1 protein-coding gene (cut by a window edge) is annotated in these 23,079 nt (G+C 71.7%); it reads right to left on the bottom strand.

Annotated features, from left to right (window positions below):
- Positions 1–23,079: the 5' portion of a non-ribosomal peptide synthase/polyketide synthase gene (locus K8612_RS06825; RefSeq protein WP_223761662.1), read on the bottom strand. It extends 8,424 nt beyond the left edge of the window; the window shows 23,079 of its 31,503 coding nt (coding positions 1–23,079); it begins with the start codon at positions 23,077–23,079; its stop codon lies off the left edge, out of view.

The following is a 23,079-nucleotide window of genomic DNA, read 5'->3' as shown; positions in this document are numbered from 1 at the left end:
GCGGCTGCCCGGCGCGTAGCGGTGCGCGCGGCCCGCCTGCAGGGCCGTGTTCACCAGGCCCTGATGCTGCAGGAGCGTGCCCTTGGGACGGCCCGTGGAGCCGGACGTGTAGATGACGTACGCCAGGTTGGCGGAGGTCATGTTCACGGACGGCGCCGTGGTGGGCAGGGCCTGGAGGACGTCGCGGACGTCATCCAGGTGCAGCCCCACGCGGTCCTCCGCGTGCAGGCCCGGCATGGGCTCGCCGCGCGTCACGAGCACCGTGGCGCCGCTGTCCTCCAGCATGTAGTCGAGCCGGTCGATGGGGTACGCCGGGTCGAGCGGCACGAACGCGCCGCCGGCCTTGAGCACGCCCAGCATGCCGACCACCAGGTCCAGCGAGCGGTCCAGGCAGAGCGCCACGCGCACCTCCGGCGCGACGCCCAGGGTGCGCAGGTGGTGCGCCAACTGGTTCGCCTTCGCGTCCAGCTCCGCGAACGTGAGCGACGTGTCCTCGTAGACGAGCGCCACCGCGTCCGGCGTGACGCGGGCATGCGCCTGGATGAACGACTGGATGCACGCCTCGCGCGGGAACTCCACGCGGGTGTCGTTCCACACCACCAGCGCCTGCCGCGCCTCGTCCTCCGTCATGAGCGGCAGCGCCATCACGCGCTGGTCCATGTCCGCGGCGATGCCCTCCAGCATCATCACGAGGTGCTGCACCAGCCGCTCGGCGGTGGCGCGGGAGTACAGGTCGGAGTTGTACGCGAGCCGGCCCAGGAAGCCCTCGGACGCGTCCGCCAGCGACAGGGACATGTCGAACTTGGCCGTGCGCGCCTCCGCTTCGAACGTCTTCAGCGTGAGGCCGGCCACGGACACCTGACCGGACAGCTCCTCCGCCTGGAGCACGAACATGGCCTGGAAGAGCGGCGAGCGGCTGGTGTCGCGCACCGGGTGCAGCTCCTCCACCAGCTTCTCGAACGGCACCTCCTGGTGGACGTGCGCGGACAGCACCGTGTCACGCACCTGGGTCAGCACGTCGCGGAAGGATGGGTTGCCCTCCAGCTTCGCGCGCAGCACCAGCGTGTTGACGAAGAAGCCGATGATGCCCTCCGTCGACGAGTGCCCGCGGCCCGCGGCCGGCGAGCCCACGCTGATGTCGTCCTGGCCCGCGTGGCGCGCCAGGAGCACCTGCCACGCCGCCAGCAGGAACATGAACGGCGTCACGCCCTTCTCGCGGCACAGCGCCTTGATCCGCTGCGACAGCGCCTGCGGCACCTTCACCGCCACGCCGCCGCCCGAGTACGTCATCACCGCCGGGCGCGGGAAGTCCGTGGGCAGCTCCAGCGCGGAGGGCGCGCCGGAGAGCTGCTGCCGCCAGTACTCCACGTGCTTGCCCATCACGTCGCTGCGCAGCCACTCGCGCTGCCAGCCCGCGTAGTCCGCGTACTGCACCGGCAGCTCCGGCAGCGGCGAAGGCTTGTCCTCGCGGAAGGCCGCGTAGATGGCGGCGATCTCCCGGACGAGCAGGCTCATGGACCAGCCGTCCGTGATGATGTGGTGCAGCGACAGGAGCAGCACGTGCTCCGTCTGGGACATGCGCAGGACGAGGGCGCGCATGAGCGGCCCCGTGTCCAGCTTGAAGCCGCGGTTGGTCTCCGCGTCGGCCAGGCGCTTCGCCTCGGCCTCGCGCTCCGCGTCCGGCAGGCCGCTCAGGTCCACGACGTTGAGCGACGCCGGCGCGGGCGCGTGGATGCGCTGCACGGGCTGATCGCCCTCCGCGTGGAACGTGGTGCGCAGCGATTCATGCCGGCGCACCAGCTCCGTGAAGGTCCGCTCCAGCACGCCCAGGTCCAGTTCGCCCTCCAGACGGACGGGCAGCACGATGTTGTAGAACGCGCTGTCCGGCTCCATCTGGTCCAGGAACCACAGGCGCTGCTGGGCAAGCCCCAGCGGCAGCGAGCCCTCGCGCGGCAGCGGCACGATGGGCGGCGCCTGGAGCCCCTGCTCCGAACGCACGGAGTGATCCACGCGCTGGGCCAGGTCCGCGATGGTGGGCGCCTCGAAGAGCGCGCGCAGCGGCAGCTCCACGCCGAACGCCTCGCGGATGCGCGAGGCGACCTGCGTGGCCAGCAGCGAGTGCCCGCCCAGGTCGAAGAAGTTGTCGCGCACCCCCACCCGCTCCACGCCCAGGACCTCCGTCCAGACCGTGGCGAGCAGCTCCTCTGTCGGCGTGCGCGGCGCGGCGAACTCCGCCTCGCTGCGCTCCGTGCGGGCGTCGGACGGCGCGGGCAGCGCCTTGCGGTCCACCTTGCCCGCGGGCGTCATCGGCAGCGCGTCCAGCACCACGAAGGCGGACGGCACCATGTACTCCGGCACCTCGCCCTTCAGGTGACGCCGCAGCTCCGCCACGTCCAGCTCGGTGTCCTCCTGCGCGACGACGTAGGCCACCAGGCGCTTGTCGCCCGGCGCGTCCTCGCGCACCACCACCGCCGCCTCACGGATGTCCGTGTGGTGCAGCAGCACGGACTCGACCTCGCCCAGCTCGATGCGGAAGCCGCGCACCTTCACCTGGAAGTCGATGCGGCCCAGGTACTCCAGCTCGCCCGTCGCCAGCCAGCGCACGCGGTCACCCGTGCGGTACACGCGGGCGCCCGGCTCCTGGCTGAACGGATGCGGCACGAACTTCTCCGCCGTCAGGTCCGGCCGGCCCTGGTATCCGCGCGCCAGCGCCACGCCGCCGATGTACAGCTCACCGGCCACGCCCACCGGCACCGGACGCCGCGACGCGTCCAGCACGTACACCTGCGCGTTCGCCCAGGGCTTGCCAATGGTGATCCGCTCCGGGTTCACGCCGCCCTCGGTCAGCGTCGCGCAGACCGTGGCCTCCGTGGGGCCGTAGGCGTTGAGCATGAGGCGCCCCGCGCCCCACTTGCGCGCCAGCTCCACGCTCAGCGCTTCACCGGCGGACACGACGCTGCGCAGGCCCTCCAGCCCCTCCGTGCTCAACTGCGCGAGCACCGACGGGGTCAGCGTGGCCGTGGTGATGCCCTGCTCCTTCAGCAGCGTGCGCAGCGGCTCGTCCGGCATCAGCCGGTCGCGCGGCGCCAGCACCAGCGTGGCGCCCGCGGCCAGGGTGCTGAAGATCTCCCAGACGCTGGCATCGAAGCTGGACGCCGCGTACTGCAGCACGCGGCTGCCCGGCCCCACCCGCTTCGCCGCGGCGGCGCGCAGGGCCGTGTTCACCAGACCCTCGTGCTGGAGCAGCGTGCCCTTGGGGCGGCCCGTCGAACCGGACGTGTAGATGATGTACGCCAGGTTGTGGGCGGACACGCCCGAGCGCGGCGCCTCCTCCGGCATCCGCTCGATGGCGTCCACGTCCATGTCCAACTGGATGGTCAGGCGGCCGTCGGTGGGCAGCGAGTCCATCAGCGACTCCTGCGTCACCAGCACCGGCGCGCCCGAGTCCGCCAGCATGTAGTCGAGCCGCTCGACCGGGTACGACGGATCCAACGGGATGAACGCGCCGCCGGCCTTGAGGATGCCGAGCATGCCCACCACGAGGTCCAACGAGCGCTCCAGGCAGAGCGCCACGCGCACCTCGCGCCCGACGTAGCGGCGGCGCAGGTGGTGCGCGAGCTGGTTGGCCTTCACGTCCAGCTCCGCGTACGTGAGCGACTGGTCCTCGTACACGAGCGCCACCGCGTCCGGCGTGCCTTCCGCGTGCGCCTCGATGAGCGAGTGGATGGTCGCCTCGCGCGGCAGCTCCGCGCGCGCGCTGTTCCAGCCCACCAGCACCTGGTGCCGCTCCTCGGCGGACAGCAGGGGCAGCTCGCCCACGGGCGACTCGGGCGTCGCGACGATGCCCGAGAGCAGCACGTGCAGGCGCGCCATCATCCGCTCCGCGGTCGCGCGGGCGAACAGGTCGGAGTTGTACTCCAGGCGGCCCACGAAGCCGTCCGCCGCGTCCAGCATGGACAGGGCCAGGTCGAACTTCGCGGTGCGCGCCTCCGCCTCGTAGGCGCTCAGGGTGAGGCCCGGCACGGACAGCTTCGCCGCCAGCTCCTGGTGCAGCACGAACCACACCTGGAAGAGCGGCGAGCGGCTGGTGTCGCGCACCGGCTGCAGCTCCTCCACCAGCTTCTCGAAGGGCACTTCCTGGTGCGCGTGCGCGCCCAGCACCGACTCCCGCACCCGCGCGAGCACCTGGCGGAACGAGGGGTCCCCTTCCAGCCGCGTGCGCAGCACGAGCGTGTTGATGAAGAAGCCGATGAGGCCTTCGGTCTCCATGCGGCCACGGCCGGCCACGGGCGAGCCCACCGTGACGTCGTCCTGGCCCGCGTGGCGCGCCAGCAGCACCTGCCAGGCGGTGAGCAGCAGCATGTACGGCGTGACGCCTTCCTTCAGCGCCAGGGCGCGCAGGGCCTCCGACAGCTCGCGCGGCAGCGTGAAGGGCAGCGTCTCACCGCGGTACGTCTGCACCGCCGGGCGCGGGAAGTCCGTGGGCAGCTCCAGCGCGGAGGGCGCGCCGGACAACTGCTGCTTCCAGTAGCCGACCTGCTTCTTCAGCACGTCGCCCTGGAGCCAGCCGCGCTGCCAGCCCGAGTAGTCCGCGTACTGCACCGGCAGCTCCGGCAGGGGCGACGGCTTGCCCTGGCGGAAGGCCTCGTAGAGCGCGGCCACTTCGCGCACGAGCACGCCGCGCGACCAGCCGTCGGACACGATGTGGTGCACCGTGAGCAGCAGCATGTGGCGCACGTCCGAGATGCGCACCAGCGTGGCGCGCAAGAGCGGGCCCGTGGCCAGGTTGAACGGCCTGCCCGCGTCCTCGTCCGCCAGCCGCTGCGCCTTCGCCTCGCGCTCGGCCTCCGGCAGGTGCGTGAGGTCCACGAGCGGCAGCGGCATGGGGGCCGCCGGGTGGACGACCTGCACCGGGTTGCCGCCCTCCGCGCGGAAGGTGGTGCGCAGCACCTCGTGACGGCGCACCAGCTCCGTGAAGGCCTGCTCCAGCGGGGCCACTTCCAGCGCGCCGTCCAGCATCACCGGCGCGGCGATGTTGTAGAACGCGCTGTCCGGCTCCAACTGGTCCAGGAACCACAGGCGCTGCTGCGCGAACGACAGCGGCAGCGTGTGCTCGCGAGACAGCGGCACGATGGCCGGCGCCTCCAGGCCGAAGCCCTGGCGGACCGCCTCGTCCACGCGGGCGGAGAGCGTCTCCACCGTGGTCGCCTCGAAGAGCGCGCGCAGGGGCAGCTCCACGCGGAACGCGCTCCGGATGCGGGAGATCATCTGCGTCGCCAGCAGCGAGTGGCCGCCGAGCGCGAAGAAGTCGTCCTTCACACCCACGCGCTCCACGCCCAGCAGCTTGGACCACAGGCCCGCGATGAGTTCCTCGGTGGGAGTGCGCGGGGCCACGTGGGCGCGGCCGGCTTCGGTCTCCTTCTCCGGCGCGGGCAGCGCGCGGCGGTCCACCTTGCCATTGGACGTGAGGGGCAGCGCGTCCAGCACGACGAAGGCGGACGGCACCATGTAGTCCGGCAGCCGCGACTTCAGGCCCTGGCGCAGCGCCCCGGCCTCCAGCGTGTGGCCGGGCACCGCGACGACGTAGGCCACCAGGCGCTTGTCGCCCGGCACGTCCTCGCGCGCCAGCACGACGACCTCCGCGACGCCGGGCAGGCCGCTCATCGCGGCTTCGATTTCCGGCAGCTCGATGCGGAAGCCGCGCACCTTCACCTGGAAGTCGACGCGGCCCAGGAACTCCAGCGCGCCGTCCGGCAGGTAGCGGACGCGGTCGCCCGTGCGGTACACGCGCGCGCCCGGCTCCGGGTGGAACGGATCCGCGAGGAAGCGCTCCATCGTGAGGTCCGGCCGGCCCAGGTAGCCCCGGGCCACGCCCGCGCCGCCGATGAACAGCTCGCCGGGCACGCCCACGGGGACGGGCTGGAGCGCCGCGTCCAGCACGTACATCCGTGCGTTGGGCAGCGGACGGCCCAGCGGCACGGAGGCCGTGGCCGACAGTTGCGTGCCCCGCGCCACCTTCCACGTCAGCACGCCGACCGTGGTCTCCGTGGGGCCGTAGTGGTTGAAGACCTCGAGCCCGGGCACGAGCGCGTGCACGCGCGCCACGAGCGCCGGATCGGACGCCTCACCGCCCAGCACCAGCCGCTTGCGAGGCAGGACGCGCTCGGGCGACGGCGACGACAGGAGCGCCGTCAGGTGCGAGGGGACGATCTTCAAGCAGTCCACCGCGTGGCGCTGGAAGTACTCGCCCAGCGCGGCCGGGTCGGACGCGCGGTCGCGGGAGATGAGGTGCAGCGTGCCGCCGCCGCTCAGCGTCGGGAAGACGGCGGTGTGGCCCAGGTCCGCGGCCAGCGTGGACACCGACGCGAAGCTCGCCGCCGGGGGCAGCTCCAGCCGGAGCGTCACGCCCTCCACGTAGTGGTTGAGCTGACGGTGCTCGATGGCCACGCCCTTGGGCCGGCCCGTGGAGCCGGACGTGAAGATGACGTAGGCCAGGGAGCTCGCGTCGCCCAGGCGCGTGGGGTCGTCCTCACGCTCGCGCGACAGCATCGCGGCGTCGGAGTCCAGGCACACGTGTCCCCTGGAGGCGTCCGCCACGTGCGCGGCGAGCGAGGCCTGCGTCACGACGAGTGAAGCCGACGCGTCCTCCAGCACCGTGCGCAGGCGCTCCGGCGGATGCGACGGATCCAGCGGCACGTACGCGCCGCCGGCCTTGAGGATGCCCATCATGCCGACGATGGCCTCCGGGGTGCGCTCGGTGAGCAGGCCCACGCGCGCATCCGGGCCCACGCCGCGCGCGCGCAGCCAGTGCGCGAGCTGGTTGGCCCGGCGGTTCAGCTCCCCGTAGGTGAGCTGGCCGTCGTCGCAGACCACTGCCACCGCGTCCGGCGTGCGGGCCGCGTGGACGGCGAAGCGCTCGTGGACGCAGGTGTCGCCCGCGGGCTGGGAGCCCGTGGCGTTCCACTCCACCAGCAGCTTCTGGCGCTCCGCGTCCGGCAGCAGCCGCGCGTGCTCGTGACGCGCGTGCGGGTTGGCGGCCATCGCTTCGAGGGCGCGGAAGTAGTAGCCCGCCAGCGCCTCCGTCTGGTCCGCGTCGCGCTGCGTGCCGTTGGTGCGCAGCACGAGCATCAGCGCGCCGGTGTCCGGGCGCTGGAGGAACAGCGTGCTCAGCGGCAGCTCCATCCACGCGGTGGACGGCGTCTCCTCCAAGAGGCGCACGCCTTCGAGCTGCGACAGGCCTCCGGCCACGTGGAAGTGGACGAAGTTGAAGATGGTCTCGAACAGCCGCTGGCCCCCCAACTGCTGCTGCAACCGGCCCATGGGGTAGCGGCGGTGCGGCCAGATGTCGCCGTCCGCCTTGGAGACCTGGCGCACCAGGTCCAGCCACGTGCCGTCCTCCAGCGTCACCGGGAACGGGATGCTGTTGAGGAACAGGCCGACCATGCGCTCACTGTCGGCCGTCTCCGGACGGCCGTTGGAGACCACGCCCGTCACCACCGAGCGCTGTCCCTCCATGAGCGCGCGCACGCGCAGGTGCGCCGCCAGCAGCACGGTCTTCAGCGGCACGTTGGCCGCCTGCGCCACGCGCTGCAGGCCGTCCTGGAGCGCGGCGGGCACGTCCACCTGCCGCATGCTCAGCACCGGCTCCTGGCCCGCGGGCAGCGGCGCGCGGGGAGCAGGACGGTCCACTTCCGACAGGCGCGACTTCCAGAACCGCTCGCCCTCGCCGGAGGTGAGCGACTGGTGCTCCAGCGCGACGAACTGGCGGTAGGTGACGGCCAGCGGCGCCGCCTCCGGGGCCGGCGTGCCGCGCAGCAGGTTCACGTAGCCGCGGAACAGCTCCGACAGCAGCGTCGCGAGGCTCCAGCCATCCAGGATGGCGTGGTGGAAGATGAGCGAGAACTGGAGCGTCTTCTCCGAGCGCCGGTAGATGGCGAAGCGCAGGAGCGGCGCGCGGCTCCAGTCGAACGGACGGCAGCGGTCCTCCTCCACGAGCTTGCGCAGCAGCGCGTCCTGCTCGGAGGCAGGCACGTGGCGCACGTCGTGGAGCTCCAGCGGCACCTGGGCCTCGCGGTGCACGAGCTGCAACGGCTGCTCGTAACCGGTGAGGTCGAACGACGTGCGCAGGATGGCGTGGCGGCGGGCCAGCTCGGCCAGCAACTGGCGCATCTTCGCCTCGTCCAGCGCCATCTCCAGGTGGTAGCTGGTGGCGTCGTGGTACATGCCGGACGCCTGGTCCAGCTCGCTCTGGAAGAGCATGCCGGCCTGGAGCACGGCCACCGGGTACGCGTCCTCCACGTCCGAGGGCAGGCGCGCGCGGTCCGCGTCGGACAGCAGGCTGAAGGGCTCCGAGCCCGGGATGGCCTGCGCCGCGGCCTTCGACGGGGCCGCGTGCACCAGGTTGCCCAGCGCGCGGATGGTGGGCTGACGCAGCAGCTCCACCATGGGCAGATCCAGCCCGCGCTCGCGCAGCTTCGCGATGAGCTGGATGCTGCGGATGGAGTCACCGCCCAGGTCGTAGAAGCTGTCGTCGATACCGACGCGCTCCACGCCCAGCGTCTCCGCCCACACCTCGCACAGCGCCGTCTCCTCCGGGGTGCGGGGCGCGGCGTACGCGGTGGACATCTGCGGACGCTCGCTGCCGGGCACGGGCAGCGCGCGGCGGTCCACCTTGCCGTTGGGCGTGAGCGGCAGCGCGTCCAGCGCCATCAGCGCCGTGGGCACCATGTACGCGGGCAGCTTGTCGTGCAGGAACGCGCGCATCGTGTCCACGCCCAGGGGCTCCGCGCCCTCCTCCGTGACGACGTAGGCCACCAGGGCCTTCTCGCCCGCGACCTCCTGCACGGCGACGGTGACGTCGAGCACGGACGGGTGTCCGCGCAGCGCCGCTTCAATCTCTCCCGGCTCGATGCGGAAGCCGCGCACCTTCACCTGCTGGTCGATGCGGCCCAGGAACTCCAGCGTGCCGTCCGCGCGGAAGCGGACCAGATCGCCGGTGCGGTACAGCCGCGCGCCCGGCACGGTGCTGAACGGATCCGGGATGAACTTCTCCGCCGTCAGCTCCGGCTGGTTCAGGTAGCCGTGCGCCAGACCGTCGCCGCCCGCGAACAGCTCGCCGGGGGCGCCCAGGGGCACGGGCTCCAGGGACGCGTTGAGGACGTGCACGCGCGTGCCGTTGATGGGACGGCCGATGGGCACGGAGATGCCCAGCGCGCTCGCGTCCTCCACCGGGTAGCACGCGGTGAACGTCGTGTTCTCCGTGGGGCCGTAGCCGTTGATGACGCGGCAGCCCGGCAGTTGCTCCATCACGCGCAGCACGTGCGCGGGGGACAGCACGTCACCCCCCGCCAGGAGCTGGCGCACGGGACGCAGGCCGTCCAGGTTGCCGTCCACCATCTGGTGGAACAGGCCGGCGGTGAGCCACAGCGTGCTCACGCCCTCGCGGGTGATGACCTGGCCCAGCTCGTCCAGGGTGGGCGCGCGCGGCGGGAACACGGCCAGCTTCGCGCCGTTGAGCATCGCGCCCCACAGCTCGAGGGTGGACGCGTCGAACGCGAGCGGCGCCAACTGGAGGAAGACCTCCTTCGACGACAGGCTCACCCACTCCGGTCCGCACACCAGGCGCACCACGGCGCGGTGGGGCACGGACACGCCCTTGGGCCGGCCCGTGGAGCCGGACGTGTAGAGGACGTACAGCTCGTCCTCGCCCGTGGGCGCGGTGTCGAGGTTCGCCTCCGGACGCTTCGCGAGCGCGGCCGCGTCGTCATCCAGGCAGACCACCTGGAGCCACTGCGCGGGCAGCTCGTCCGCGATGGCGGAGACGCTGACGAGCGCGGACAGGCCCGCGTCCTCGATGAGCATCGAGAGGCGCTCGGTGGGGAAGCTGGGGTCGAGCGGCACGTACGCGCCGCCCGCCTTGGCGATGCCCAGCACCGCCACGACGAGGTCCAGCGAGCGCTCCAGGGACACGCCCACGCGCTTGCCGGGCCTGACGCCCAGCGCGCGCAGGTGGTGCGCGAGCTGGTTGGCGCGCGCGTTGAGCTGGCCGGCGGTGAGCGTCTCACCCTCGAAGCTCACGGCCACCGCGTCCGGGGCGCGGGCGGCCTGCGCCTCGAAGACGCGCGACACGGGCTGGCCGTGCGGGTACGTCCGCGGGCGGTCGTTCCACGCGGCGAGCGTATGGCGCTCATCCGGCGTGAGCAGCGGCAGCGTGCCGATGCGGCGCTCCGGGTCGTCCACGACGGCGCGCAGCAGCGTCTCGAAGTGGGCGAACAGGCGCTCCGCCGACGCGCGGTCGAGCACGTCCGTGTTGTGCTCCACCGTGACGGTGAGCCCGCCCTGCCACGGGAACACGACGACGAGCAGGTCCCACTTCGCGGTCCCGTTCGTCTCCGCGTCCAGGAGGCTCAGCTCCAGGCCGGGGAGCTGGAGCGGCGGCAGCGGCGCGTTCTCCAGCACGAACTTCACGTTGAAGAGCTGGCCACCCGGCTCGCGCGGCGGCTTGAGCGCCTGCACCAGCGTGCCGAAGGGCAGGTCCTGGTGCTCGTACGCGTCCAGGGTCCCCTTGCGCACGCGGTCCAGCAGCGCGCGGAAGGACAGGTCGCCCGACACCTGCGTGCGCAGGACGAGCTGGTTGGTGAAGAAGCCGACCAGGGACTCCAGCTCCTCGCGGGCGCGGTTCGCGATGTCCGTGCCCACGACGATGTCGTCCTGGCCCGTGCGGCGGTGCAGGAGCGCGTCGAACGCGGCGAGCAGCACCATGAACAGCGTGGCGCCCTCCCCTCGTCCCAGCGCCTCGATGCGGGACGTGAGGTCCGGGGACAGGTGGAAGCGGCGGCTGTCACCGTGGAAGCGGTCGCCCGCGGGGCGCGGCGCGTCCGTGCGCAGCGTGATGCGGGGCGCTCCGGCGAGCTGCTTCTTCCACCAGGAGATCTGCTGCTCCAGCACGTCGCCGCTCAGCCACTGGCGGTGCCAGAGCGTGTAGTCCGCGTACTGCACGGGCAGCGCGGGCAGCGGCGAGGGCTCGCCGCGAGAGAACGCGGTGTAGAGCGCCTGGAGCTCGTTCATGAACACGCCCACGGCCCAGCCATCCACCACGATGTGGTGCATGGCGAGGCACAGCACGTGCTCGCGCGCGCTCAGCTTCAGGAGCTGGGCGCGCAGCAGCGGGCCCTGCACCAGGTCGAACGGCCGGGCGGCCTCCGCGTTCAGGTGCTTGCGGGCCTCGGCCTCCGCCTGGTCGGTGGGCAGCGAGGACAGGTCCACCACGGGCAGCACGAACGGCTTCGCCGGCAGGACGACCTGCACGGGAGAACCGGACGCGTCCTGGTGGAAGACGGTGCGCAGCGCCTCGTGGCGCCGGACGATCTCCTCCAGGCCGCGGCGGAGCACGTCGACGTCCAGGTCGCCGCTCAGGCGGGCCGCGCTGGGCACGTTGTAGATGGGCGTGCCCGGCGTGAGCTGCTCGAAGAGCCAGAGGCGCTCCTGATCGAACGACAGCGGCAGCGAGCCCTCGCGCGAGGCGGGCTTGAGCGGCGGCGTCTTGAACTTCCGCTCGGCGCCGGTGGCCTCGTCCACGCGGGCGGCCAGGGCGGCCACCGTCGGGGACTCGAAGAGCGCGCGCAGGGGCAGCTCCACCTGGAACTCGCCGCGCAGGCGCGACACCAACTGCGTGGCCATCAGCGAGTGGCCGCCCAGCTCGAAGAACGAATCCTCCGCGCCCACTCGCTCCACGGTGAGCACGCGCGCGAAGAGGGCGGCCACGCGCTCTTCCGTCGGCGTGCGCGGGGCCACGTAGGCGTCAGGACGCGTGAGCGCGCCCGTGGGGGCCGGCAGGGCCTTGCGGTCCACCTTGCCGGCGGGCGTCATCGGCAGCGCGTCCAGCACCATGAACGCCGCCGGAACCATGTACTCCGGCACGCCGTCCTTCAGGTGCTTGCGCAGCGAGGCCACGTCCACCGTCCGTCCCGGCTGCGGCACGACGTAGCCGACGAGCCGCTTGTCACCCGGCACGTCCTCGCGAACCACCACCGCCGCCTCGCGCACGTCCGCGTGGCGCAGCAGCACGGCCTCGATCTCTCCCAGCTCGATGCGGAAGCCACGCACCTTCACCTGGTGGTCGATGCGGCCCAGGTATTCGATCTCGCCCTCGGCCAGCCAGCGCACGCGGTCGCCGGTGCGGTACAGCCGCGCGCCGGGCTCGTTGCTGAACGGATTGGGGACGAACTTCTCGGCCGTCATGTCCGGCCGGCCCTGGTAGCCGCGCGCCAGGCCTTCGCCCGCGACGTACAGCTCGCCGGCGACCCCCACGGGCACCGGGTGGTGCAGGGCGTCCAGCACGTACACCTGCACGTTCGCCAGCGGCTTGCCGATGGTCAGGCGCTCCGCCCGGACGCCGCCGTGCGTGAGGGTCGCGCAGACCGTGGTCTCCGTGGGGCCGTACGCGTTGATCAGCGTCCTCCCCTGCCCCCACTTGCGAGCCATCTCCACGCTCAGCGCCTCACCGGCGGAGACGATGGTGGACAGCCCGTCCAGCCCGTCCGTGCTCAACTGCGCGAGCACCGACGGCGTCAGCGTCACGGTGGTGATGCGCTGCTGCTGAAGCAGCGTGCGCAGCGGCTCGTCCGGCAGCAGCCGGTCGCGAGGCGCGAGCACCAGCGTGGCCCCGGACACGAGCGTGCTGAACACCTCCCACACGCTGGCGTCGAAGCTGGACGCCGCGTACTGCAATGCGCGGCGGCCCGTGCCCAGGCCCTTCGCCGCGGCGGCCTGCCGGGCGGTGTTGTTGAGGCCCCGGTGCGGCAGGAGCGTGCCCTTGGGGCGGCCCGTGGAGCCGGACGTGTAGATGACGTACGCCAGGGTGTCGGCGTTGGCGCTGGAGGCCGGAGCGGTCTCCGGCAGCGTCCGGAGGTGCGCCGACTCCACGTCCATGCGCACCACGCGCAGGCCGTCGGTGGGCAGTTGCTGGCTCAGCGACGCCTGCGTCACCAGCACGGGCGCACCGCTGTCCTCCAGCATGAAGGACAAGCGCTCACGCGGGTAGGACGGATCCAACGGCACGAAGGCGCCACCGGCCTTCTGGATGCCGAGCATCGCCACCGCGAGCTCCAGCGAACGCTCCACGCAGAGCGCCACGCGCACCTCGGGCCCGACGCCCAGCGTGCGCAGGTGGTGCGCCAACTGGTTCGCCCGCGCGTCCAACTGCGCGTACGTCAGCGAGGCATCCTCGAACACCAGCGCCTGCGAGTCCGGCGCGCGACGCACCTGGGCCTCGAAGAGCACAGGGAACGTCACGTCGCCCGCGACGTCGCCGCGCGTGTCGTTCCACGCCACCAGCACCTGGTGACGCTCCTGCACGCCCATCAGCGCCAGCTCGGACAGCTTCGCCGAGGGACGCGCCGACACGGACTCCAGCAGCACCCGCAGGTGCTCCGTCATCCGCCGCGCCGTCGCCGCCGCGAACAGGTCGGTGTTGTACTCCAGCGTCCCTTCCAGCCCGCCCGCCGTCTCCGTCAGGGACAGCGTCAGGTCGAACTTCGACGACTTGGACTCCACCTCGTACGGCGACAGCTCCACGCCCGAAAGCTTCAGGTGCGGCAGCACGTCCTGCTGCAACGCGAACATCACCTGGAACAACGGCGCGTGGCTCAGGCTGCGCTGAGGCTGAAGCTCCTCCACCAGCTTCTCGAACGGCACGTCCTGGTGCGCGTACGCGCCCAGCGTCGTCTCGCGCACCTGCTGGAGCACCTGCTGGAAGCTCGGGTTGCCCGAGAGCTTCGCGCGCAGCACCAGCGTGTTGACGAAGAAGCCGATGAGCCCTTCCGTCTCCGCCTGCGTCCGGCCCGCGATGGGCGAGCCCACCGAGATGTCGTCCTGGCCGCTGTAGCGAGCCAGCAGCACCTGGAACGCCGCCAGCAGCAACTGGTACGGCGTGACGCCTTCCTGCTTCGCCAGCGCGTTCAGCGTGCGGCTCAGCTCCGCGCCCAGCTTCACCGGGACGTTCGCGCCGCGGTACGTCTGCACCGCCGGACGCGCGAAGTCCGTCGGCAGCTCCAGCACCGCCGGAGCCCCGGCCAACTGCTGCTTCCAGTAACCGACCTGCTTCTCCAGCACCCCGCCCAGCAGCCACTCCCGCTGCCACTGCGCGAAATCCGCGTACTGCACCGCCAGCTCCGGCAGCGGCGACTTCTGATTGAGAACCTGGGCCTCGTAGAGCGCGGCGACCTCGCGCACGAGCACGCCCATGGACCAGCCGTCGGAGACGATGTGGTGCATCGTCACCAGCAGCACGTGCTTCGCCTCGCCCAGCTTCAGCAGCTTCGCGCGGAAGAGCGGGCCCGTGCCCAGCTCGAACGGGCGCGCGGCTTCTTCCTCCGCCAGCCGCCGCGCTTCCGAGTCCAGGACACCGGAGACCTCCACCACCGGCAGCTCGAAGGACTTCGCCGGGTGGATGACCTGCACCGCCTGACCGTTCTCCTCGCGGAAGGTCGTGCGCAGCGACTCATGCCGGCGGACGATCTCCTCCAGGGCCCGCCGCATGGCTTCCACATGCAGCGCGCCCTCCAGCTTCACACCGCCCGCCACGTTGTAGAAGGCGCTGCCCTGCTCCAACTGGTCCAGGAACCACAGACGCTGCTGCGCGAACGACAGCGACTCCGTGGCGCTCCGGGGCCGAGGCGTGATCGCCGGGGCCTTGGACGCATCACGGCCCGAGATGGCCGTGTCCACGGACGCGGCCAACGTCGCCACCGAGGGCGACTCGAAGAGCGCGCGCACGGGGATCTCGACACCGAAGGCGGCGCGCAGCCGGGAGACCAACTGCATCGCCAGCAGCGAGTGGCCGCCCAGCTCGAAGAACGAGTCCTCCGCGCCCACGCGCTCCACGCGCAGCAACTGCGCGAAGAGCGTGGCCACCTGCTCCTCCGTCGCCGTGCGCGGGGCCACGTACTGGCCCTGCGAGGTCTGGGCCTCCGGCGCCGGCAGCGCCTTGCGGTCCACCTTGCCGTTCGGATTGAGCGGCAGCGCGTTCAGCACCACGAACGCCGACGGCACCATAAACTCCGGCAGCCGCGCCTTCAGCCCCTTGCGCAGCTCGGCCACATCCAGCGACGCGCCCGCGACGTACGCCACCAGGCGCTTGTCACCGGGCACGTCCTCGCGCACCAGCACCACGGACTCGCGCACGCCGGGCTGCGTGGACAACACCGACTGCACTTCACCCAGCTCGATGCGGAAGCCACGCACCTTCACCTGGAAGTCGAAGCGGCCCAGGTACTCCAGCTCGCCGTTCGGCAGCCAGCGCACGCGGTCGCCCGTGCGGTACATGCGCGCGCCGGGCTCGTCGCTGAAGGGATTGGGGAGGTACTTCTCCGCCGTCAGCGCCGGCTTGCCCAGGTAGCCTCGCGAGAGGCCCGCGCCCGCGATGTAGAGCTCGCCCGGCACGCCCTGAGGCACCGGACGCAGCCACGCATCCAGCACGTACCCCCGTGAGCCCGTGAGGAGCCGGCCCACCGTCGGCTCCCGCGTCGCGCCCTTCTCCACGAGCAGGTACGTCGAATACGTCGTGTCTTCCGTCGGACCGTAGAAGTTGTAGACGGCCTCCACGTTCTTCAGTCCGTAGACGGACTGCGCCAGCCGGTTCAGCAGCGGCTCGCCCGCGAGGTTCACCGTCCGCACGGTCTCCGGCACGCCCTGGCTGCGCACGAGCTCCGCCATCGCGGAGGGCACCGTGTTCACCAGCGTCACCCGGCTCGCGTCCTTCATCGTCGGGAGCGCCAAAGCGTTCTCCGCGACGATGACCGCACCACCGACGCTCAGCGGCGCGAAGACCTCGAACACCGAGATGTCGAAGTTCAGCGACGTCGACGCCAACATGCCCGACAGTTGCCGCGGCGTGAAGAACGCCGTCGCCCAGCGCAGGAAGGCCACCACACTGCGCTGTTCAATCGCGACGCCCTTCGGACGGCCCGTCGAGCCCGACGTGTAGAGCACGTACGCCAGGTTCCCCAGGCTCGTGCGCGCATCGACGCGCGACACAGGGTGCTTGGAGATGGTCTCCCAATCCGTATCCAGGCAGACGTTGCGCGCCGAGTGCGCAGGCAGCGTGCCCAGCAGCTTCTGCTGGGTCAGCACCACGGGCGCCTGCGCGTCCTCCAACATCCAGCCCAGGCGATCACGCGGGTACGCCGGATCCAGCGGGACATACGCGCCACCGGCCTTCAGCACGCCCAGCAGCGCCACGACCATGCGCGCCGAGCGCTGCATGCTCACGCCCACCAGCGTGTCCGGGCCCACGCCCATGCCACGCAGGTGGTGCGCGAGCTGGTTCGCCTGCGCCTCCAACTGCGCGTACGTCAGCACCTGCCCGTCGAAGTAGACGGCCGGCGCATCCGGCGTGCGCGCCGCCTGCGCCTCGAAGAGCGCCTGCATCGTCCCACTCACCGGGGCCGGCAGGTCCGTCCCCGAGATGTCCTTGAGCAGCGACTGCTTCTCCTGCGCGCTCATCAGCGCCAGGTCGAACACCTTCGCCATGGGGCGCACGGCCACGGACTCCAGCAGCACCCGCAGGTGCTCCGTCATCCGCCGCGCCGTCGCCGCGGTGAAGAGGTCGGTGTTGTACTCCAGCGTTCCTTCCAGGCCGCCCGCCGTCTCCGTCAGGAAGAGCGTCAGGTCGAACTTCGCCGTCTTGGACTCGACGTCGTACGGCGACAGCTCCATGCCCGACAGCTTCAGGTGCGGCAGCACGTCCTGCTGCAACGCGAACATCACCTGGAACAGCGGCGCGTGGCTCAGGCTGCGCTGAGGCTGGAGTTCCTCCACCAGCTTCTCGAACGGCACGTCCTGGTGCGCGTACGCGCCCAGCGTCGTCTCGCGCACCTGCTGGAGGACCTGCTGGAAGCTCGGGTTGCCCGAGAGCTTCGTGCGCAGCACCAGCGTGTTGACGAAGAAGCCGATGAGCCCTTCCGTCTCCGCCTGCGTCCGGCCCGCGATGGGCGAGCCCACCGAGATGTCGTCCTGCCCGCTGTAGCGGGACAGCAGCACCTGGAACGCCGCCAGGAGCAACTGGTACGGCGTGACGCCCTCCTGCTTCGCCAGCGCGTTCAGCGTGCGGCTCAAGTCCGCGCCCAGCTTCACCGGCACCGTGGCGCCCCGGTACGTCTGCACCGCCGGGCGCGCGAAGTCCGTCTGCAGCTCCAGCAGCGCCGGAGCCCCGGCGAGCTGCTGCTTCCAGTAGCCGACCTGCTTCTCCAGCGCGCCACCCAGCAGCCACTCCCGCTGCCACTGCGCGAAGTCCGCGTACTGCACCGCCAGCTCCGGCAGCGGCATGGCGCGGCCCTGCGAGTGCGCCTCATAGAGCGCGGCCATCTCGCGCACGAGCACGCCCAGCGACCAGCCGTCGGAGACGATGTGGTGCATCGACACCAGCAGCACGTGCTTCGCTTCACCCAGCTTCAGCAGCTTCGCGCGGAAGAGCGGGCCCGTGCCCAGATCGAAGGGCCGCAGGGCCTCTTCGTTGACGCGGTGCTGGGCCTCCTTCTCGCGGGCCGCCTCGGCCACGGCCGACAGGTCCACCACGGGCAGGTCCATCCGGCCCGCGGCGTGGATCACCTGCACCGCCTCGCCGTTGTCCTCACGGAACGTCGTGCGCAGCGACTCGTGCCGCGTGACGATCTCCTGGAGCGTCAGCCGCAGTGCCTCCACATCCAGCGCGCCCTCCAGACGCACCGCGCCCGGCACGTTGTAGAGCGCGCTGCCCTGCTCCAGCCGGTCCAGGAACCACAGGCGCTGCTGCGCGAACGACAGCGGCAACGTGCCCTCACGCGACACCCGCTTCATCGGCGGCAGGTTCGCGCCTTCCGCCTGCTGCTTCTTCCCGTCGACGAACGACGCGAGCGAAGCCACCGTGCTCAGCTCGAAGAGCGAACGCAGCGGGACCTCGACGCCGAAGGCCGTGCGCAGCCGGGAGACCAACTGCATCGCCAGCAGCGAGTGCCCACCCAGCTCGAAGAACGAGTCCTCCGCACCCACGCGCTCCACGCGCAGCAACTGCGCGAAGAGCGTCGCGACCTGCTCCTCCGTCGCCGTGCGCGGCGCCACGTACTGGGACCGGGCCTGAGCCTCCGGCACCGGCAGCGCCTTGCGGTCCACCTTGCCGTTCGGATTGAGCGGCAGCGCGTTCAGCACCACGAACGCCGACGGCACCATGTACTCCGGCAGCCGCGCCTTCAGCCCCTTGCGCAGCTCGGCCACGTCCAGCGACGCGCCCGCGACGTACGCCACCAGGCGCTTGTCGCCGGGCACGTCCTCGCGCACCACCACCACGGACTCGCGCACGCCGGGCTGCGACGCCAGCGCCGATTCGACCTCACCCAGCTCGATGCGGAAACCACGCACCTTCACCTGGAAGTCGATGCGGCCCAGGTACTCCAGCTCGCCCGTCGCCAGCCACCGCACGCGGTCGCCCGTGCGGTACATCCGCGTTCCAGGCTGCTCCGAGAACGGGTTGGGCACGAAGCGCTCCGCCGTCAGCGAAGGCTTGGCCAGGTAGCCGCGCGCGAGGCCCGCGCCCGCGATGTACAGCTCGCCCGGCACGCCCTGAGGCACCGGACGCAGCCACGCGTCCAGCACGTACGCGCGCGAGCCCGTCAGCGGACGGCCAATCGTCGGCTCCCGCGCGCCGTCCTTCTCCACGCGCGTGTACGTCGAGTACGTCGTGTCTTCCGTCGGGCCGTAGAGGTTGTAGACGCCCTCCACGTTCTTCAGCCCGTAGATGGCTTGAGCCAGCCGGCTCAGCAGCGGCTCACCGGCGAGGTTCACCGTCCGCACGGACTCCGGCACACCCTGGCTGCGCACCAGCTCCGCCATCGCGGAGGGCACCGTGTTCACCAGCGTCACCCGGCCCGCGTCCTTCAGCGTCGGCAGGGCCAGCGCGTTCTCCGCGACGATGACGGCGCCACCGCTGCTCAGCGGCGCGAAGACCTCGAACACGGACAGGTCGAAGTTCAGCGACGTCGCGGCCAGCACGCCCGCCAGTTGCTGCTTCGTGAAGGCCGCCGTCGCCCAGTGCAGGAAGGCCACCACGCTGCGCTGCTCGATGGCCACGCCCTTCGGACGGCCCGTGGAGCCCGACGTGTACAGCACGTACGCCAGGTTCCCCACGCCCGTGCTCGTCGCGACAGGCGTGGTCGGCTGCCGCGCGATCACGGCCCAGTCCGTGTCCACGCAGACGGTCTTCGCGGAGTGCTCGGGGAGCACGCCCAGCAGCTTCTGCTGCGTCAGCACCACCGGGGCCCGAGCGTCCTCCAACATCCAGCCCAGGCGATCACGCGGGTACGCCGGATCCAGCGGCACGTACGCGCCACCGGCCTTCAGCACGCCCAGGAGCGCCACCACCATCCGCGCGGAACGCTCCAGGCTCACGCCCACCAGCGTGTCCGGGCCCACGCCCATGCCACGCAGGTGGTGCGCGAGCTGGTTCGCCTGCGCGTCCAACTGCGCGTACGTCAGCACCTGCCCGTCGAAGTAGACGGCCGCCGCGTCCGGCGTGCGCGCCGCCTGCGCCTCGAAGAGCGCCTGCATCGTCCCGCTCACCGGGGCCGCCAGGTCCGTCCCCGACACGTCCTTCAGCAGCGTCTGCTTCTCCTGCGCGCCCATCAGCGACAGGTCGGACAGCTTCGCGCCCGGATCCGTGAGCAGCGACTCCAGCAGCACCCGCAGGTGCTCCATCATCCGCCGCGCCGTCGCCGCCGCGAACAGGTCCGTGTTGTACTCCAGCGTCCCTTCCAGCCCGCCCACCGTCTCCGTCAGGTAGAGCGTGAGGTCGAACTTCGCCGTCTTCGACTCCACGTCGTAGGGCGACAGCTCCACGCCCGGCAGACGGAAGTGCGGCAGCACGTCCTGCTGCAACACGAACATCACCTGGAACAGCGGCGCGTGGCTCAGGCTGCGCTGAGGCTGGAGTTCCTCCACCAGCTTCTCGAACGGCACGTCCTGGTGCGCGTACGCGCCCAGCGTCGTCTCCTTCACCTGGGCCAGCAGCGCGCGGAAGGACGGGTTGCCGTCCAGCTTCGTGCGCAGCACCAGCGTGTTGACGAAGAAGCCGATGAGGCCCTCCGTCTCCGCGCGCGTGCGGCCCGTGATGGGCGAACCGACCGAGATGTCGTCCTGCCCGCTGTAGCGCCCCAGCAGCACCTGGAACGCCGCCAGGAGCAGCATGTACGGCGTGACGCCTTCCTTCTTCGCCAGCGCGCCCAGCGCCTTGCTCAGCTCCGCGCCCAGCTTCACCGGGACGTTCGCGCCGCGGTACGTCTGCGCCGCGGGACGCGCGAAGTCCGTCGGCAGCTCCAGCACGGCGGGCGCTCCGGCCAGCCGCTGCTTCCAGTAGCCGACCTGCTTCTCCAACACGCCGCCCAGCAGCCACTCCCGCTGCCACTGCGCGAAGTCCGCGTACTGCACGCGCAGCTCGGGCAGCGGAGAACCCCGCCCGCCACGGAACGCGTCGTAGAGCGCGGCGACCTCACGCACGAGCACGCCCATGGACCAGCCGTCGGAGACGATGTGGTGCATCGTCACCAGCAGCACGTGCTTCGCCGCACCCAGCTTCAGCAACCGCGCGCGCACCAGCGGCCCCGCGCCCAGGTCGAACGGGCGCACGGCCTCTTCGTCCACGCACCGCCGCGCCTCCGCCTCGCGCGACGCCTCCGGGAAGCCCGTCAGGTCCACCACCGGCAGCTCGAAGGCCTTCGCCGGGTGGATGAGCTGCACCGCCTCGCCGTTCTCCTCGCGGAAGGTCGTGCGCAGCGACTCGTGCCGGCGGACGATCTCCTCCAGGCTCCGCCGCAGCGACTCCGCATCCAGCGCGCCGTCCAGCCGCACCGCGCCCGGGATGCTGTAGAGCGCACTGCCATGCTCCAGCCGGTCCAGGAACCACAGGCGCTGCTGCGCGAACGACAGCGGCTGCGTGGCACCTCGCGGCCGGGGCGCGAGCGCCGCCGCCTTCGGCTCCTGCTTCGACGCGGTGACCCGCTTCGCCAGCTCCACCAGGCTCGGGCCCTGGAGCAGCAGCTCCATGGGCAGCGAGATCCCCAGCCCCTTCTCCACCGCGTGCGCCAGCTCCACCGCGCTCAGCGAGTCCAGGCCGTAGCGCGTGATGGGCTCACGCACGTCCACCGTCTTCGCCGGCACCTTCAACTGCTCCGCCACGCGCTCCACCAGCCACGTCAGCGTGGCCCGGGCGGCCTCCGGCACGTCCTCACGGACCGGCGCCGCGGCGGGCTCCGGGGACTCCTCCGACGCCTCCGCCTCCTCGAACCCCGGCTCGCGCCACACCAGCACCGTGCGCAGCTCGTCCGCGAGGAACTGCGCCTTGCACGCGTGGCGCTGGATCTTCCCGCTGGAGGTCTTCGGGATACTGCCGGGCTCGATCAGCGCCACGGCGTGCACCTGCACCTCGTGCCGCTCGGCGACGCGCTGGCGGATCTCCTTCACCGCCGCCTCCGCCATGTCCACCTGCTTGCGCAGGTTGCCCGCCTTGCGCAGGTCGATCTCCTGCACCACCACCAGGCGCTCCTCGCCCGCCACCTCCAGGGACACCGCCGCGACGCTGCCGGCGCGCAGCGCGGGGTGGCTCTCCTCCACCGTCTGCTCGATGTCCTGCGGGTAGTGGTTGCGGCCGCGGATGATGATCAGATCCTTGGCCCGGCCGGTGACGAACAGCTCGCCGTCCCGCATGAAGCCCAGGTCGCCCGTGCGCAGGAACGGCCCTTCGTCCGTGCCCTTCACGCGAGCCTGGAACGCCTCCGCCGTCGCCTCCGGCTTGTTCCAGTAGCCCTGCGCCACGCTGGGGCCGCGCACCCAGATCTCCCCCACGCCGCCGGGCGCGCACGCCTCGCGCGTCTGGGGATCCACGATGACCACGGGGTGTCCCGGCCGCTCGTCGCCGCAGCCCACCAGGACGCGCGCCTCCGGCTTCGCCGCGTCCACCAGCACCGCCCGGCGCTGCTCCAGCGCCTGGGCATCCAGCGCGCAGCGCACCGGCGGCGCCTCCACGCGCCCGCCCGACACCAGCAGCGTCGCCTCCGCCAGGCCGTAGCACGGGAAGAAGAACTCACGCTTGAAGCCGTGCGGCCCGAAGGCCTGCTCGAAGCGATCCAGCGTCGCCGGGCGGACGGGCTCCGCTCCGGTGAACGCCACCCGCCACGAGCTCAGGTCCAGCGCCTGCCGCTCCTCCGCCGGGATGCGCCGCACGCACAGGTCGAACGCGAAGTTGGGCCCGCCGCTGATGGTGGCCTTGTAGCGGCTGACGGCCTCCAGCCACACGCGCGGGTTCTTGAGCATCGTCAGCGGCGACATCAGCGCCGCGTGGAACGTCGCGTACAGCGGCGTGAGGATGCCGCCGATGAGCCCCATGTCGTGGTACGGCGGCAGCCAGATGACGGCCGAGCTGCTGGGGCCCAGCTCGAACGCGTCCGTGATCAGCGCCAGGTTGTGCGCCAGGTTCCCGTGGCTCAGCATCACGCCCTTGGGCGAGCCCGTGGAGCCGGACGTGTACTGGAGGAACGCCAGCGTCGACGCGTCCACCGCCGGCGGCGTCCAGTCCGCCTCGCCCCCCGCCGGGAGCTCGTCCGTCCCCATCCAGTGCAGCGAGCGCAGGTCCGGCGCCTGCTCGAAGACGAACTCCGTCATGGACAGGATGCCGGACGTGGTGAGCACCACCGTCGCGCTCGCGTCCTGGATGATCGCCCGCAGGCGCGGCAGCGTGCGCTCCAGCCGCATCGGATCCGGCGGATACGCCGGCACCGCGACGAGCCCCGCGTAGAGGCAGCCGAAGAAGCCCGCCACGTACTCCAGGCCGGGCGGATACAGCAGCATCACGCGCTCGCCCGGCTTCGCCACCTTCCGCAACGCCACCGCGATCCGCCGGGCCCGCGCGTCCAGCCCCGCGTAGCTCAGCGTTCCGTCTTCCTGACCCGCGTCATCCAGGAAGGTGTACAGCGGCTGATCGGACCGCGACTCGGCCCGGCTCCGCAGGATTTCGACGAGGGTGGAATGCGAGGGCGTCAGCTCAAGGGAACGCGACAA

The sequence above is a fragment of the Corallococcus sp. AS-1-6 genome (genome assembly GCF_020037015.1).
In the GTDB taxonomy this organism is placed as follows: Bacteria; Myxococcota; Myxococcia; order Myxococcales; family Myxococcaceae; genus Corallococcus.
The sequence above is the reverse complement of the archived record's forward strand: the minus strand, read 5'-3'. Positions and strand labels throughout refer to the sequence as shown.